We start from the raw sequence: 14,143 nt of genomic DNA on the forward strand, positions 1-14,143 counted from the left end.
CGGTTTACCGTGTCGTCATGCACATCTCTCGTCTGCAGTTCGTGTCCGTTCCAGTGGACGATCAGGCCAAGGCCTGCGCCTTCTACGTCGACGTGCTCGGTTTCGAGCTGGTGGCCGACGTGACCGGACCGCACGGCCGATTCGTCATGGTCGCCCCGCCCGGCTCACCCAGCGGGGTGGTGCTGGTGGACTTCCCCGTGGCCGGTCGCGAGCTCAACGGTCCGGTGCACCTGCAGTTCCACACCTCTGACGTCGAGGCTGATGTCGTCGAGCTGCGGGCGACGGGAGTGCAGGCCGGGGACGCGCAGGAGATGCCGTGGGGCCGCGCGACGTCGTTCACCGATCCCGATGGCAACGTGATTTCGCTGCTGCAGCCCGCCCGGATGGGTGAGCGCCCGACCGGGACCTGAGTGTTCAGCGGGTCAGGCGCCAGATGACGTCGATGCCGACTTCGCCGGGGCTGGCAGGGGCGCGGGTCGGGGTGCGGCGGTCGACGCAGGTGAAGCCGAGGCGTTGCGGGACTGCCTGGCTGGCGGCGTTGGCCGCGTCGTGCCAGATCTCGACGTGGTCGACGTCGGGCAGGGCCAATGCTTGGTCGACGAGCGCGGCGGCGCTGGTGGTGGCCAGGCCGCGGCCGGTGTGGTCGGGGTGCAGCCAGTAGCCGATCTCCAGGCCGGTGGAAGCGATCCGGCGTTCGAGGCTGATGCAGCCGACGATGGCGCCGTCGACGGTGATGGCGTAGGTGAAGGCCTTGCCGGTGCGCCAGTTGCGGCGGCAGTCCCGCAGGAACTGCGTGGCGACCTCCAGCGTGTAGTCCCCGGCCGCCCACGGCATCCACGGGCGCAGGTGGGGCAGGGATTGGTTGACCACGCGGTGCATTTCGTCGAGGTCGTTGGTGCGCCATCGACGCAGCACCGCCGTGTCCAGGGTGATCTCCTCAGCGGGGTGGTCCATGGGTCGATGTTGCTGGTCCGGCGGGTGCGGTGGCAACAGGATTTGATCCCGGCACGTCTGGGGGTTGGATCGTGGACCTACGACCCGGCGACCAACTCGGTCGCGGCCGACCAGGCGCCGGACTCACCGAGTCGGCGGCTGGACCACGTACTCCCGCTGACCGGGCACGGACCGCAGGAGTGGGTCAACGAGACCCGCGCGGTGCACTCGCCGGAGTGGTCGGTGACTTCGTGGGGCCAGACCTACACCTACACCGACTTCTCGGACCACTACCCGGTTTTCGCGAGCCCGTCCTAGGAGAACAGGCGCTGGAAGCACTGTGGGGCCGCACCTCTTGTATCGAGGTGCGGCCCCACAGCGTGGGCTCAGATCAGGCCGAGCTCGCGGACCGCGTCGCGCTCCTCGACCAGCTCGTTGACCGAGGCGTCGATGCGGGTGCGGGAGAACTCGTCGATCTCCAGGCCCTGCACGATCTCGAACTTGCCGTCGCGGGCGGTGACCGGGAACGAGGAGATCAGGCCCTCCGGCACGCCGTAGGAGCCGTCGGAGACGACCCCGGCGGAGGTCCAGTCACCCTCGGGGGTGCCGTTGACCCAGGTGTGCACGTGGTCGATCGCGGCGTTGGCCGCCGAAGCCGCCGAGGAGGCACCGCGGGCCTCGATGATGGCCGCGCCGCGCTTGGCGACGGTGGGGATGAACTCGTCGGCCAGCCAGGACTGCTCGACCTGCTCGGCAGCGATCTTGCCGCCGACCTCGGCGTGGAACAGGTCCGGGTACTGGGTGGCGGAGTGGTTGCCCCAGATCGTCAGCTTCTTGATGTCGGAGACCGACACGCCCAGCTTCTGCGCCAGCTGGGTCTGCGCCCGGTTGTGGTCCAGCCGGGTCATGGAGGTGAACCGCTCGGCCGGCACGTCCGGCGCGTGGGCCTGGGCGATCAGCGCGTTGGTGTTGGCCGGGTTGCCGACCACCAGCACGCGCACGTCGTCAGCGGCGCCGGCGTTGATGGCCTCGCCCTGCGGCTTGAAGATGCCACCGTTGGCCTCCAGCAGGTCACCGCGCTCCATGCCCTTGCCGCGCGGGCGGGCGCCGACCAGCAGCGCGACGTTGGTGCCGTCGAAGGCGGTGCGCGCGTCGTCGGTGATGTCGATGCTCTCCAGCAGCGGGAAGGCGCAGTCGTTGAGCTCCATCGCGGTGCCCTCGGCCGCCTTGACCGCCTGCGGGATCTCCAGCAAGCGGAGCTTGATCGGGGTGTCGGGCCCGATGAGCTGACCGGAAGCGATCCGGAACAGCAACGCGTAGCCGATCTGACCGGCCGCACCGGTGACGGTCACGGTGACGGGAGCTTTGGTCATGAGGTTTCGTTCTCCTGCTCGCCGGGTGATTGCCTAGCTCGGATGCTATCGCCAGCGCCGAAGCGCTGCGGCGGGCACGCCACGGATCACAGTGGACAAGTCGCAGGACCGATTCAGCCCGCCGACGATCACCACGCCCGGGGTGACTTGCGCTGCCCTAGCACCACACCTGGGGTTGTTCGGGTGAAACCGCTGGTGGTGCGCGAGGGACGGCCGGTCGGAACGCGCTTCAAGGGGCAATCCACCTAGCTGTGCCCGATCGTCGGCGGGTCCGGGAGTCCCGTCGGCCATCAGGCGGCGGTGTCGCGAGCACACCCGGATCAGGGGCCTTCGCACCATCCGTTGCAGGTGTAGAGCCGGCCGGCTCCGCATCCGCCCACCCGCTTGCAGTCCTTGCTGCCGAGGCAGCCCATCCAGCAGTAGTCGCTCCTGGTGAGGCACTGGCACTCCGTTTTTGGCAATGCTGACGCCGGCGTCCGGTGGTCCGAGGGTGGCGATCAGGGACTGGGTTTCCTCGCCGAAGGCAGCGTTCACCTCGTTGTGGAGGTCCTCCATCGTTCGGTCCAGCTCGGGCGGAGCGGGCTGGGCGTACAGAGAAGAGATTCGTTCCTTCGAGCTTGTCGCCGCAGACGTTGGCCACAGCGCGGGTGTTTTCGCGAACCTGACCAGCGCTTTTGTTCATCGGATGGGAAATCCTGGACACCGTCCGGTGGGCATCCCCAACGAGCTGCAGAAGCGGCGATGAGTTCGCGCTGGTTGCGCGGTCTGAGCTGGTGGGCCTTGTGCACGGCCTGGTAGATCACCGATAGGAGGCGGAACCGTGACCAAGCAGGATCAGCCGCATGCCGCTCCGGAGATCGTCGGCCGCGAGCGATTCGACGCAGCGCTGGCGGAGCAGGTGGCGGCGGAGAAGGAAGTCACGCGGCACAACGACCGGGTCGCGGCGAGTCGCCGCCGTCTTCCGATGGTCGAGGTGGACGACTACGTGTTCACCGGCCCCGACGGCCTGGTGCGGCTGACCGAGCTGTTCGGCGACAAGTACCTGCTGGTGGTGCAGAACGTGATGTTCGGCCCTGACTGGGACCTGGGGTGCCCGAGCTGCACGTGGGCGGTGGACAACCTGCCCGCCACCATGCAGCGGCTGTTCGACGAGGCGATCGCGTTCGCGATGATCTCGCAGGCACCGATCGACAAGCTCGAGGCCTGGCGCGCCGAGCGGGGTTGGCCGCACCTGTGGGTCTCGTCCGGGCAGACCTCCTACCACTACGACTGGGGCTGGACGCGGCCGGACGAGCAAGGCGGCGAGGAGCTGCGGCCGGGTTACTCCTACTACCTGCTCAAGGACGGCAAGCCGTACCTGACGTACATGACCACGGCTCGTGGCACCGAGGCGGTGTTGCCGGTGGCGCACTTCATGGACCGCACCGTCTACGGGCGCCAGCAGGACTGGGAGGACAGCCCCGAAGGCTGGCCGCAGTACCCGACCTACGGATGACTCCCTGCGCCGAAGGCCAGTTCCGTGGAATTGGCCGTTCGTGCTGGTGATGGGGCCGCTTAGCGTCACCTGCGCAACGTGTGGAGGTGCGTGGTGGTCAGTGTTGGTGCGGTGGCCGGGATCGGGGTGGTGGCGTTGGGGCTGGTGCTCACCCCGGGGCCGAACATGTTCTACCTGGTGTCGCGGTCGTTGACGCAGGGTCGCCGTGCCGGGCTGGTGTCGCTGGCCGGTGTCGCCGTGGGTTTCCTGGTCTACGCCGCGGCCGCCTCGGCAGGTATCGCCGCGGTGTTCACGCTGGTGCCCGCGCTCTACACGGCCGTGCAGGTCGCCGGTGCGGCGTACTTGTCGTGGTTGGCCTGGCAGGCGGTGCGGCCGGGTGGGGTATTGGTGTTCGCCTCGGCGGAAGTGCCCGAGCACGGTCCGGGCCGGTTGTTCGCGATGGGATTGGTGACCAACCTGCTCAATCCGAAGATCGCGGTGCTCTACGTGTCGCTGTTGCCGCAGTTCGTCGATCCGGCACGGGGTGCTGTGGCGGCGCAGAGCTTGGTGTTGAGCGTGGTGCAGATCGTGGTGGCGGTGTCGGTGAACGCGCTGATCGTGGTGACCGCGGGATCGGTGTCGTCGTTGTTGTCGCGGCGGCCGGGCTGGCTGCGGGTGCAGCGCTACTTCATGGGCACGGTGCTGGCCGGTCTTGCGATGCAGCTGCTGACCTCTCGCGCCCGCCCGGCCTGAGCTCCTGCCTAGCTGCCGGTGCGCTCGCGGTGTTTGCACCCCGGCCAGCAGCAGGGGCGGCGCTGACCTTCCTCCAGTTCCTCCTGCGTCCGGCGGATGCGGCGCTGACGGGTCTTCTCCTGCTTGGCGTCCTCGACCCAGCAGATGAACTCGTTGCGGGCCAAGGGCGTGATGTCGTTCCACGCGTCGAGCGCGGTGGCGTTCTCGATCAACGCTTCGCGTAGATCGGCAGGTAGTTCGTGCACCACTCCGCCGGGCACCGGCTGGCTGTTCACCAGGCCACGGTAGCTGGCAGGCGTCGAACCTGGCGGCTCACGTCGCGGTCCGGGCGACCGCGAGCAGGCCGGTGTCGGGGTGGCAGCCGAGGTACTCGAAGTGCTGTTCCTCGGCTGCTGCCACTGTGACCTCGTGGTAGAGCCGCAGTCGCGCGGCCGAACCGAGGGTCGACAGGTGCCGCATCGCCGCGCCGAAGATGGCTTCGCAGCTCATGTGGTGGTCGCCGAGCCACCTCTCGCGGGCCGTGGTGAACCAGCTGTCGTAGCGGGTCATGTCGTCCCAGTAGGCGATCGTGACGAGGGTGGTGTAGCCGCGTTCGTCGAGGTAGCTGGCCCGATCGGTGTGGCTGGGACCGTCGGGCGTCGCGCAGGCCGCGGCGAGATCGGTGAGTGCGGCGCGAACTGGTTCCGGAGGCGGACCGTCACCGGGGTACTGCGCGCCCAGGTAGGCCATGGCGACGCGGTTTACGTGCGGCTGGAATCTCGCGACGTAGGAGGGGTACGGCGTCCAGCCGGGCTTGAGGCTGCTGGGCTGCGTGCGCGTGGTCGTCAGGTGCTGCGCGGGATCTCCGGTCACGCTGGTGTCGTGGTCGGCGGGAAGTGGAAATGGCACGCCACGTCGAAGTGCCGGTGGCACGGGCGGATGCTGCCAGTGCTCGCGTTGTGATCATTCTGCTCGACGAGCCCCGGCCCGTCGACCTGCGCAGGTTCAGGTCGCGGGTACCGAGGTCGGGATGGTGGCGTGGCGAAACGGGGAGGCGGTGAGGACGGCGGCAGAGGCGATCAGACCGCCGATGCCGACCCACAGTGCGACGCGGTAGCCGGCGGCGTCGGCGATGAGCCCGCCGAGGGGAGCTCCGATGACGATCGCGCTGCGGTTGAGCGAGCGGATGGTGGTGTTCACCCGGCCCTGCAGTCGTTCCGGGGTGATGGCTTGTCGGTAGGCCATCTCGTTGGGGCCTTCCAAACCCATGAGCACCCAGAACGACAGCTGCGAGGCCCCCAGGACCACGATCGCCACCGGGCTGGGGCCGGTGAGGGGCACCAGCAGCCACGGCAGCGGCATGAGCAGGCGGGTGGTGACCACGGTGCGTCCCGCGCCGAACCGTTGGCCGCTGCGGTTGGCCAGCGCTCCGCCCAGCAACGCCCCGGCTCCGGCGCAGGCGTAGGTGATGCCGAGCTGGAATTCGCTGAGGCCCAGTCCGTCGGGGGCGCGCAGCACGTAGAGGACGAAGACGGTGGTGAGCATGCTGTGGGCGAGGAACCACAGGTGCCCGGCCAGCGACTGGGGTGCCAGCATCCGGTGCCGGTAGACCCAGGCGGTTCCTTCGCGTAGTTCGGTGAGCGCGCTGCGACGGGTTGCGCGGGGTGCGGCGTTCTCGCGGGTGCGGATGCGGGCCAGCAGCACACCGGAGATCAGGTAGGACAGCGCGTCGACGAGGATGGCCAGCGGTGCGCCGATCGTTTTGACCAGCGCGGCGGCCAGCAGCGGCCCCGTGGTTTGGGCGACGGCGTGGGATTGTTCCAGCCGCGCGTTGGCCGAGGTCAGCATCTCCACCGGCACCAGGCGAGGCAGGAAGGCCTGGTCGGCGGCGTCGAAGAACAGTGAGAGCACGCCGAGCAGGGCGGCGAAGGCGATGAGCACCGGCAGGGTGAGCAGCCCGGTGGCGTGCAGGATCGGGATCGCGCACAGCAGGGCCGCGCGGGCGAGGTCGGCGCCGACCAGCATGGGTTTGCTGCGGTAGCGGTCGACCAGGACGCCGACGAACAGGCCCAGCAGCAGGTAGGGCAGCCAGCGGGCGGCGTTGAGCAGCCCGAGTTCGGTGGCGGTGGCGTGCAGGGTGACCGCGGCCAGGATCTGCAGGGCGAGGCTGGTGACGTAGGCGCCGAAGATCGAGGTGGTCGATGCGGTCCAGAACCTGCGGTAGTCACCGACATCGGCCAGTCGCGTCATGATCAGGACGGTAGCAAGTGCTTGCCCCCTCAACATTCAGGTTTTCTGAGGCGGTCGGGAAAATCAGTGGAGATCCTCGCCGGTTGCGCCCTATATGCAGCACAGTTCTTCTTCCGCCTCAGCTGACTCGGGTCCCAAGTCCTGCCACTGATCCCGGGCACGTTCCGGAGGCAGTCACCACCGATTCCTGGCCCGAGATGCGCTGGGAGCGGTGGGTCGGTCGCGGGCCGGGCCCGGAGTGGGCGATGACGGTTCTGGACACCTCGCAGCTCACACCCGAGCAAGTGGGTGCGGGTGTCGCGGACTGGTGTCAGCGCGCGGTGGCCGGGGATGCCCCGGTGTTCCGGGCCGGCTGGTTCCGCGAGTGAGAGGCCTGATCTCGATCCGCCGGTGAACAGCGGCGGAGTTCGTGGTGCTGCCCGCGCGAAAGGCCGGGCAGCACCACGAACTCCAGCTCAGAGCATGCGTTTGCCGCCGCCGGCGTAGATGGTTTGGCCGGTGATCCAGCGGGCTTGGTGGGAGGCCAGGAAGACGGCCAGGTCGGCGATGTCGTCGGGGCGTCCGATGCGGCCCAGGGGACTGAGTTCGGCGACGCGGTCGGCGAGATCGTCGTTGAGCCAGCCGGTTTGCACCGGGCCGGGCGAGATGATGTTGACGGTGGTGCCGGTGGGGCCGAGTTCGATGGCGGCCGAGCGGCTCAACGATTCCAGCGCGTTCTTGGTGGCCCAGTAGGAGATCTCGTCGGCGGCACCGGAGGCGGCGTCGGTGGAGATGTTGATGATGCGTCCCCAGCGGGCTTTGCGGCGCAGGTGGCGGCGGTGGAACTCGGCCATCAGCAGCGCGGGTGCGCGGGTGTTGACCGCGTGGTGGGCGTCGAGTCCGGCGGCGTCGATGGTGACCAGTCCGCGCACCGGCTCGGGTTGGAAGGTGTCGGGCACGCAATGCGCGGCGTTGTTGATGAGGATCTCCACCGGGCCGAAGACGGTTTCGGCGTGATCGAAGATCGTTCGCGGGGCTGCGGGGTCGGCGAGGTCGATGGCCAGGGATTCGGCGTCGGCTCCGTCGGCGCGCAGTGCGTCGCGCACGTGGTCGGTGTCGGTGGCCTTGGCGTTGCCGTAGGTGGCGTCCGCGCCGATGATCGCTGTGCTCAGGGGTGTTTCGGGGAGAGAGGCGAGCACGACTTTGCTGCCTTGGCGGGCCAGGGCGCGGGCGATGGCCGCGCCGATGCCCAGCGGGCTGTTGGCGCCGGTGATCAGGGCGACGCGGTCGCGCAGGCGGGGGTCTATCGGCACAAGGCCCTCTCTGGAGTTGATGTGACCGGCGTGCAGGTCCGGGGTGGCCCACACCCCGCCGTCGAGCCGCGGCGGGTGTTGTTCGACGCGAGCTGGTCGCGGAAAGCCTCGGGCCGGGGTCAGTTCTTCATGATGTTGTTGATCTTAGTGTCGCGGGCGTGGGCGTCAACGTTGTTGGGTGGGCGCGGAAATCCCATTGCATGGGGCGGGGATTGCGGTGTAGACATTGGCGGGTGCTGCGCGAAGACGGTGCTGCGGACGGTGTTGTGGTGTTGCGTCAGGACACCACAACGGTGTCCTACGCGCCGGTGATCGGTGTGCCTCGGCTGGCGCGAGTGCTGGAGGCCAGCGGCCCGGCGGTGCGCGAGGTGCTCTCGGCGGAGTTGCCCGGCTGGCGGGTCGGCGTCTCCGAACAGCTCGGCGAGCAGCTGCTGCAGACCGGTGCGCGCAGGGTGCGCCACGCGGCGACGATGTACCGCGACCTGCGCGACGATCCACCTCCACCGCAGTGGGCCGAGGTGGTACCGGAGGCGCCGCTGCGGGTGGTGCCGTGTGATCGTCCGGCCAGCGCGGTGCTGCCGGCGTGGCGCGAGGCCTACCCGCCGGGGCATCCCGACTGGATCGACGGCAGTGATCAGCAGTTGCTGACCGAGATGATCCAGCCGTTGTTGAGCGGTCGGGTGCTGGGTCCGGTGCTGGAGGCCAGCGCGCTGGTCGTCGACGGCGACGACGAGGTGGTGGCGGGGTTAGTGGTCAACGACTTCAACGGCACGGCCTGGATCGGGGATGTGTTCCGCCGTCCCGGTGCTGCCTACGCGGGGTTGGGCGGCATCCTGCTGCGCCGCGCGCTGGCTCTCACCGCGGCGCAGGGCTGGTTGGTGATGGGGCTGGCGGTCACCCTCGACAACACCGCGCAGCGCCGCTATGAGCAGCTCGGTTTCACCACCGCACAGACGTCGATGACGTTCGCCTTGGACTGACCGCACGACACGAGGTGTTACAGTGGCGGGCGTGATTCGCAGTTCGTGTCAGGGTTGGTGGCGCTCCGGTTAGGAGCGGCCGCCAAGTGTGCACGACATCAATTCGGGCCGTTCGGTTGAACGGCCCTTTTTCGTGTTTCTTCCACGATCCCAGCGGGGCTTTCGGCCGAGGCCCAGCGAAGGGAGTTCGGGAGAACCATGACCAGCCTGATCGAAACGGCCCCAGCCGCGCGGCGCAGCGCTGAGCTGGAGGAACTGATCCAGCAGCAGCCCCAGCAGTTCCGGGTGCTCACCGGCGACCGCCCCACCGGTCTGCTGCACCTGGGCCACTACTTCGGCACCCTGCACAACCGGGTTCGGCTGCAGGACCAGGGCGTGGAGATGATGGTGATCATCGCCGACTACCAGGTGCTCACCGACCGCGACATTGCCGAACACCTGGAGCAGCGGGTCGAGGACCTGGTGCTGGACTACCTGGCGGCCGGTATCGATCCGCAGCAGGCCACGATTTTCACCCACAGCGCGGTGGCGGCGCTCAACCAGCTGCTGCTGCCGTTTTTGAGCCTGGTGTCGGTCTCCGAGCTCAGCCGCAACCCGACGGTCAAGGACGAGATCACGCATTCGCGGCAGGCTGCGGTCAGCGGGCTGATGTTCACCTATCCCGCGCACCAGGCCGCCGACATCCTGTTCTGCAAGGCCAACCTGGTGCCGGTGGGACAGGACCAGCTGCCCCACCTGGAGCTCACGCGCACCATCGCGCGCCGCTTCAACGACCGCTACCGCCCATTGTTCCCGCAGCCCGAGGCGCTGCTGTCGTCCGCGCCGTTGTTGCTGGGCACTGATGGGACGAAGATGAGCAAGAGCCGCGGCAACGCGATCCTGCTGTCGTCGACCGCCGATGAGACGGCCCGGTTGCTCCGCGGCGCGAAGACCGATTCGCAGCGTCACATCACCTACGACCCGCAGGCCCGCCCGGAGGTGTCGAGCTTGCTGCTGCTGGCGGGGTTGTGCAGCGGGCGGGATCCGCAGGAGCTGGCTGAGGAGATCGGCTCGGGTGGTGCGGCACTGTTGAAGAAGGTGGTCACCGAGTCGGTCAACGAGCACTTGGCGCCGCTGCGGGCACGGCGGGCGGAGTTCGCAACCGACCGCACCCACCTGCGCGAGGTCCTGCGTCAAGGCAACGAGAGGGCCAACGCCCTGGCCGAGGAGACCCTGTCGGAGGTGCGCGAGGCGATGGGCACCTGCTACTGACCGCACGGCGTGGTGCCGCCAGGTCATCCGGCGGCACCACGCGGGTTAGCGGTGGGTGCTCAGCATGCTCAGTCGCCCGTCGCGCATCTCCACGACCTCGTCGGCGTGCTCGAGGTGCTCGGTGTCGTGGGTGACCATGACGGTGGCGACCTGGTGCTGGCGGGTGACGTCGGCGAGCAGTTCGACGATCTGGCGGCCGCGGTCGTGGTCGAGTGCGGCGGTGGGTTCGTCGACCAGCAGTACCGAGGGTTGGCCGCTGAGCGCGCGGGCGATGTTGACCCGCTGGCGTTCGCCTCCGGAGAGCTGGTGCGGGCGGCGGTGCTGCTTGCCGTCAAGCCCCACAGCAGCCAGCAGTTCAGCAGCGGCGCGCCGCTGCTGGCGCACCGATGTGCCACGCATGTGGTGGGCCGCCAGGATCTGCTCGACGGCGGTCAGCGACGCCAGCAGGTTGGGTTGCTGGAAGACGATGCCGACCTTGTCCAACCGCAGCCGGGCGCGACCGGCGGCCGAGAGTCCACCGGCGTCGACGCCGTCGATGACGACCCGGCCGGAGTCGGGGCGCAACAGGGTGGCGGCCACAGCCAGCAGGCTGGACTTGCCCGAGCCCGACGGGCCCACCACGGCCACCAGCTGCCCGGCGTCCACCCGCAGGTTCACTTCGTCCAAGGCGGTGAGCACCCGATCCCCATCGGAGTAGGTCACACGCAGATCGGTCAGCACGAGACTCATCGGGCAGCTCCCAGCGCGGTCAGCGGGTCGACGGAGGTGATGCGCCGCACCGCCAGGACGGCACCGATCATGCCCAGCACGATCATCAACGCGACGGGCAGCACGGTCGTGGCAGCGGTGAGTTGGAACGGCACGACCTGCGCGGCGGCGGCACCCAAACCGACACCCACCGCGCCCCCGAGCCCGGTACCGAGCAGCAGCACGATCACCGACTGGGCCAGTGCATCGCGCAGCAGGTACCCGGTCGCACCACCCAGAGCCTTGAGCACGGCGATGTCGCCGCTGCGCTGAATGGTCCACACGGTCATGAACGCACCGATGACCAGCGCCGAGATCGCGTACAGCAGGCTCTGCATCATCAGCAGCGACCCGTGCTCGGAGGAGTAGGAACCGATACCCGACAAGCTGCCCGCCACCGTCTCCGAGGCGGTCCCGGCAGCGGTGTCGGCAGCCACCGGATCGGCGAGTTCTGCGGCGATCACGGTGGCCACTGCGGCATCAGCACTGGGCGGCCGCAGCTGCGACCAGGTGTCCAGCGTCGTCCACGCCACCGGTGTGTGGCTGTAGTAGGTGTCCTCAACGATCCCGCTGACGGTCAACTGCTCGGTCCCGGCCTGCACGTGCTGCCCCACGCTCAGCCCGTTGTCCTCGGCGAGTTCACGGCTGACCAGCACCGATCCCGGTGCGACGTCGGCGGGGGCCAAGCCCGCACCCGGTTGCACCCCGAAGATGGTGGCGGCGGCACTCCCAGCAGGGGTGTCCAGGCGGGTCTGGGTGATGCCCAGCGGCTCGGCCCACCGCACACCGGGCGAGTCGCGGTAGGCGCCCAGCTGGTCCTGGGTGATGGTGGAGTCGGCGAAGGACTTCTCCGGTGCCTGCCCGGTGGCGGCGCCGAAGGCTATGTGGGTGGCGGGCAGCTGCGTGATAGCCGAGGTGGACTGGTGGGCCAAGCCCGCGGTCAGCCCCGACAGCAGCACGATCAACAGCGTGATCAGCCCGACCACCGAACCCATGAGAGCGAACCGCCCCTTGGCGAAGCGGATGTCGCGGATGGCGAGGAACACAGGTGTTCTGCTTTCCGGTTGTGGTCGATTGCGGCTTCCAGCTTCGCCGCCTCGGACGCTGCTGCCATCGCAGCTCGGATTGATTCGCCGACCACCACCAGGTGCAGCTCGAACTCAACCGAACGAACGATGCCGGGCCGTGCTCGCGATGACTAGAAAGGTCCTGGTGAGCGCTGTGCAGGATGAGCGGGGGACAGCAACTAGTGTTTCGGCCGTGCCTGACAGGTCCTCCTCGCCCGGTCCTGGCCTGGCCACGGTCCTGCGGCTGGTGCGCCTGGCCTTCCACGCCGGCTTCCTGCTGCTGCTGGTCATCGCCACCACGCGGGCCTGGCTGCCCCAGCCCACCGGGCTGATCGGCTGGCTGGCCACGGGTGGAGCCCTGCTGCTGACGGCCGTCTACGGTGCCGGCGCGCTGCTGCGTCCTGCTTTGCATCGCCGATGGTTGGCGATGAGCTGGCTGGCGGTGGTCACCGCGGTCTGGGCGGGGCTGCTGGTCATCAGCCCGGACTTCTCCTGGCTGGCGTTCCCGCTGTTCTTCCTGCACCTGCACCTGCTGCGCGGGCGGCACGCGCTGGTGGCGGTGGTGGTCGTAACCGTGCTCGTCGTGGCCGCCCAAGGCTGGCACACCGGCTCGTGGAGCGTGGGCATGGTACTCGGCCCGATCATGGGATCCGGTGTCGCCGTGGTCATCACCTGGGGATATGCGGCCATCTACGCCGAGAGCCAGCGCCGCCAAGACCTCATCGACGACCTCACCCGCACCCGCGCTGAGCTGGCCACCACCCAGCACCAGGCAGGGGTAGCCGCCGAACGCGAACGTCTGGCGCGGGAAATCCACGACACCCTCGCCCAGGGCCTGTCCAGCATCGTCCTGCTGCTGCGCGCCGCCGAATCCGCCCTGCCACCCGAAACCGACAAGGCCCGCGCCCGCATCACCGAAGCCCACCGCACCGCCGCCGACAACCTCGACGAAGCCCGTCGTTTCGTCCGGGACCTGCGCCCGCCCTCGCTCAGCGACGCCGGTCTACCGCAGGCGCTGGAGCGGTTGTGCGCCAACACCGCCCGCGAGACCGAGCTCGACTGCCATCTGCACACCAACGGCGCACCGGTGGCGTTGCCCTCCAGCTACGAGGTGGCGCTGCTGCGCGCGGCGCAGGCCAGTCTGTCCAACGTCGCCCGGCACGCCCACGCCGGCACGGCGGTGGTGACCCTCGGCTACCTCGACACCGAGGTCACCCTCGACATCTACGACGATGGCACCGGATTCGACCCCACGACGGTGCGCCCGACCGCGGAGGGCAGTGGTTACGGGCTGACCGGCCTGCGGGAACGCGTCACCGCGCTGGGCGGGTCGATGGCGGTGGAGTCCGCACCTGGCGACGGCACTGCGGTGGCGATCCGGCTGCCCCTGACCCCCGAGGAGATCCGGTGATGGCCGATCCACTACGCATCCTGCTCGTCGACGACCACCCCGTGGTGCGGCGCGGCCTGCGCGCGATGTTCGACGACCGCGAGGACATGACCGTGGTCGCCGAAGCCACCGACGGGCAAGCCGCCCTCGACGCCCTGGCCACCACCGAGGTCGACATCGTCTTGATGGATCTGCAGATGCCCACCGGCATGGACGGGGTGAGCGCCACCCGCCGCATCACCGCTGATGGTGGGCCACCGGTGCTGGTACTGACCACCTACGACTCCGACGCCGACATCCTGACCGCCGTCGAAGCCGGCGCCACCGGCTACATGCTCAAAGACGCCCCGCCCGAAGAGCTGTGCCAGGCCGTGCAGCTGGCTGCCCAACGCCAGACCGCGCTGGCCCCGGGTGTCGCGGCTCGTCTGCTGGGGCACCTGCGCCGCCCGCAACCCGCATTGAGTCCCCGCGAGGTGGAGATCCTGCAGCTGCTGGCGCAGGGCATGTCCAACCGGGCACTGTCCAAAGCACTGTTCATCAGCGAAGCCACCGTCAAGACCCACCTGGTGCACATCTACGACAAGCTCGGCGTCGACAACCGCACCGCGGCCATCACCACCGCTCTGCAGCGCGGCATCATCCGCCCCCGCTGAG

Annotated in this window: 17 protein-coding genes; 9 read left to right on the forward strand and 8 right to left on the reverse strand. The window is 69.0% G+C overall.

Translation table 11 applies throughout. From position 1 onward, the window contains the following. Positions 1–17 precede the first annotated feature (17 nt). Positions 18–410, forward strand: a complete 393-nt coding sequence (locus tag ACWCO2_RS01540) for a VOC family protein (RefSeq protein WP_450125729.1) — start codon at positions 18–20, stop codon at positions 408–410. Positions 411–414: 4 nt separating this feature from the next. Here the strand turns inward: ACWCO2_RS01540 and ACWCO2_RS01545 are convergent, their stop codons facing one another. Next, positions 415–954, reverse strand: coding sequence for a GNAT family N-acetyltransferase (locus ACWCO2_RS01545; RefSeq protein WP_450125730.1), 540 nt, complete (start codon positions 952–954; stop codon positions 415–417). A 6-nt stretch (positions 955–960) separates the two neighbouring features. On the opposite strand from ACWCO2_RS01545, the gene ACWCO2_RS01550 reads away from it, so the two are divergent. Continuing rightward, positions 961–1,251, forward strand: coding sequence for a hypothetical protein (locus tag ACWCO2_RS01550; protein ID WP_450125731.1), 291 nt, complete (start codon positions 961–963; stop codon positions 1,249–1,251). Positions 1,252–1,319: 68 nt separating this feature from the next. Here the strand turns inward: ACWCO2_RS01550 and ACWCO2_RS01555 are convergent, their stop codons facing one another. Then, positions 1,320–2,306: a malate dehydrogenase gene (locus tag ACWCO2_RS01555; RefSeq protein ID WP_450125732.1), complete on the reverse strand. Its 987-nt coding sequence runs from the start codon at positions 2,304–2,306 to the stop codon at positions 1,320–1,322. Between the two features lie 820 nt (positions 2,307–3,126). On the opposite strand from ACWCO2_RS01555, the gene ACWCO2_RS01560 reads away from it, so the two are divergent. Both ACWCO2_RS01560 and ACWCO2_RS01565 read left to right on the forward strand, forming a co-directional pair. After that, the gene (locus tag ACWCO2_RS01560) at positions 3,127–3,801 is read left to right on the forward strand and encodes a DUF899 family protein (RefSeq protein ID WP_450125733.1); all 675 of its coding nucleotides are present in this window, start codon (positions 3,127–3,129) and stop codon (positions 3,799–3,801) included. 90 nt (positions 3,802–3,891) lie between these two features. Continuing rightward, the gene (locus ACWCO2_RS01565; protein WP_450125734.1) at positions 3,892–4,533 is read left to right on the forward strand and encodes a LysE family translocator; all 642 of its coding nucleotides are present in this window, start codon (positions 3,892–3,894) and stop codon (positions 4,531–4,533) included. Positions 4,534–4,541: 8 nt separating this feature from the next. On the opposite strand, the gene ACWCO2_RS01570 is transcribed toward ACWCO2_RS01565, so the two are convergent. From ACWCO2_RS01570 to ACWCO2_RS01580, 3 genes are all read right to left on the reverse strand, one after another. Then, positions 4,542–4,808 carry a YdeI/OmpD-associated family protein gene (locus ACWCO2_RS01570; protein WP_450125735.1) on the reverse strand — a complete coding sequence of 89 codons (267 nt, stop codon included), beginning with the start codon at positions 4,806–4,808 and terminating at the stop codon, positions 4,542–4,544. A 37-nt stretch (positions 4,809–4,845) separates the two neighbouring features. After that, entirely contained in the window at positions 4,846–5,385 is a 540-nt protein-coding gene (locus ACWCO2_RS01575) for a phenylacetaldoxime dehydratase family protein (protein ID WP_450125736.1), read from the reverse strand. A gap of 132 nt (positions 5,386–5,517) precedes the next feature. Further along, on the reverse strand, positions 5,518–6,762 hold the full coding sequence (locus tag ACWCO2_RS01580) for an MFS transporter (protein WP_450125737.1): 1,245 nt from the start codon (positions 6,760–6,762) through the stop codon (positions 5,518–5,520). Between the two features lie 245 nt (positions 6,763–7,007). On the opposite strand from ACWCO2_RS01580, the gene ACWCO2_RS01585 reads away from it, so the two are divergent. After that, positions 7,008–7,130 (forward strand): hypothetical protein, encoded by a 123-nt coding sequence (locus tag ACWCO2_RS01585; RefSeq protein ID WP_450125738.1) that lies wholly within the window; start codon positions 7,008–7,010, stop codon positions 7,128–7,130. A gap of 87 nt (positions 7,131–7,217) precedes the next feature. Here the strand turns inward: ACWCO2_RS01585 and ACWCO2_RS01590 are convergent, their stop codons facing one another. Then, complete coding sequence (locus tag ACWCO2_RS01590; protein WP_450125739.1) at positions 7,218–8,054, reverse strand: SDR family oxidoreductase; 837 nt, start codon at positions 8,052–8,054, stop codon at positions 7,218–7,220. Between the two features lie 233 nt (positions 8,055–8,287). On the opposite strand from ACWCO2_RS01590, the gene ACWCO2_RS01595 reads away from it, so the two are divergent. After that, entirely contained in the window at positions 8,288–9,034 is a 747-nt protein-coding gene (locus tag ACWCO2_RS01595) for a GNAT family N-acetyltransferase (RefSeq protein ID WP_450125740.1), read from the forward strand. 198 nt (positions 9,035–9,232) lie between these two features. Beyond that, positions 9,233–10,285 carry a tryptophan--tRNA ligase gene (trpS, locus tag ACWCO2_RS01600; protein WP_450125741.1) on the forward strand — a complete coding sequence of 351 codons (1,053 nt, stop codon included), beginning with the start codon at positions 9,233–9,235 and terminating at the stop codon, positions 10,283–10,285. A 45-nt stretch (positions 10,286–10,330) separates the two neighbouring features. Here the strand turns inward: trpS and ACWCO2_RS01605 are convergent, their stop codons facing one another. Together ACWCO2_RS01605 and ACWCO2_RS01610 are read right to left on the reverse strand one after the other, a co-directional pair. Next, the gene (locus tag ACWCO2_RS01605; protein ID WP_450125742.1) at positions 10,331–11,014 is read right to left on the reverse strand and encodes an ABC transporter ATP-binding protein; all 684 of its coding nucleotides are present in this window, start codon (positions 11,012–11,014) and stop codon (positions 10,331–10,333) included. Further along, positions 11,011–12,078, reverse strand: a complete 1,068-nt coding sequence (locus ACWCO2_RS01610) for an ABC transporter permease (protein ID WP_450125743.1) — start codon at positions 12,076–12,078, stop codon at positions 11,011–11,013. The genes ACWCO2_RS01605 and ACWCO2_RS01610 overlap by 4 nt, the downstream gene beginning before the upstream one ends. Before the next feature lie 214 nt (positions 12,079–12,292). Here ACWCO2_RS01610 and ACWCO2_RS01615 point away from each other — a divergent pair, with 214 nt between their 5' ends. Together ACWCO2_RS01615 and ACWCO2_RS01620 are read left to right on the forward strand one after the other, a co-directional pair. Beyond that, on the forward strand, positions 12,293–13,510 hold the full coding sequence (locus tag ACWCO2_RS01615) for a sensor histidine kinase (protein WP_450125744.1): 1,218 nt from the start codon (positions 12,293–12,295) through the stop codon (positions 13,508–13,510). Further along, entirely contained in the window at positions 13,510–14,142 is a 633-nt protein-coding gene (locus ACWCO2_RS01620; RefSeq protein WP_450125745.1) for a response regulator, read from the forward strand. Before ACWCO2_RS01615 ends, ACWCO2_RS01620 begins: the two co-directional genes overlap by 1 nt. The last annotated feature ends 1 nt before the right edge of the window (position 14,143 follow it).

It is taken from the genome of Saccharopolyspora sp. NPDC002376, from assembly GCF_053593195.1.

What these genes read in the sequence shown, in the direction of transcription:
- ACWCO2_RS01540 (WP_450125729.1), top strand. Translation starts at nt 18, where the DNA reads ATGCACATCTCTCGTCTGCAGTTCGTGTCCGTTCCAGTGGACGATCAG.
- ACWCO2_RS01545 (WP_450125730.1), bottom strand. Translation starts at nt 954, where the DNA reads ATGGACCACCCCGCTGAGGAGATCACCCTGGACACGGCGGTGCTGCGT.
- ACWCO2_RS01550 (WP_450125731.1), top strand. Translation starts at nt 961, where the DNA reads ATGTTGCTGGTCCGGCGGGTGCGGTGGCAACAGGATTTGATCCCGGCA.
- ACWCO2_RS01555 (WP_450125732.1), bottom strand. Translation starts at nt 2,306, where the DNA reads ATGACCAAAGCTCCCGTCACCGTGACCGTCACCGGTGCGGCCGGTCAG.
- ACWCO2_RS01580 (WP_450125737.1), bottom strand. Translation starts at nt 6,762, where the DNA reads ATGACGCGACTGGCCGATGTCGGTGACTACCGCAGGTTCTGGACCGCA.
- ACWCO2_RS01585 (WP_450125738.1), top strand. Translation starts at nt 7,008, where the DNA reads ATGACGGTTCTGGACACCTCGCAGCTCACACCCGAGCAAGTGGGTGCG.
- trpS (WP_450125741.1), top strand. Translation starts at nt 9,233, where the DNA reads ATGACCAGCCTGATCGAAACGGCCCCAGCCGCGCGGCGCAGCGCTGAG.
- ACWCO2_RS01605 (WP_450125742.1), bottom strand. Translation starts at nt 11,014, where the DNA reads ATGAGTCTCGTGCTGACCGATCTGCGTGTGACCTACTCCGATGGGGAT.
- ACWCO2_RS01620 (WP_450125745.1), top strand. Translation starts at nt 13,510, where the DNA reads ATGGCCGATCCACTACGCATCCTGCTCGTCGACGACCACCCCGTGGTG.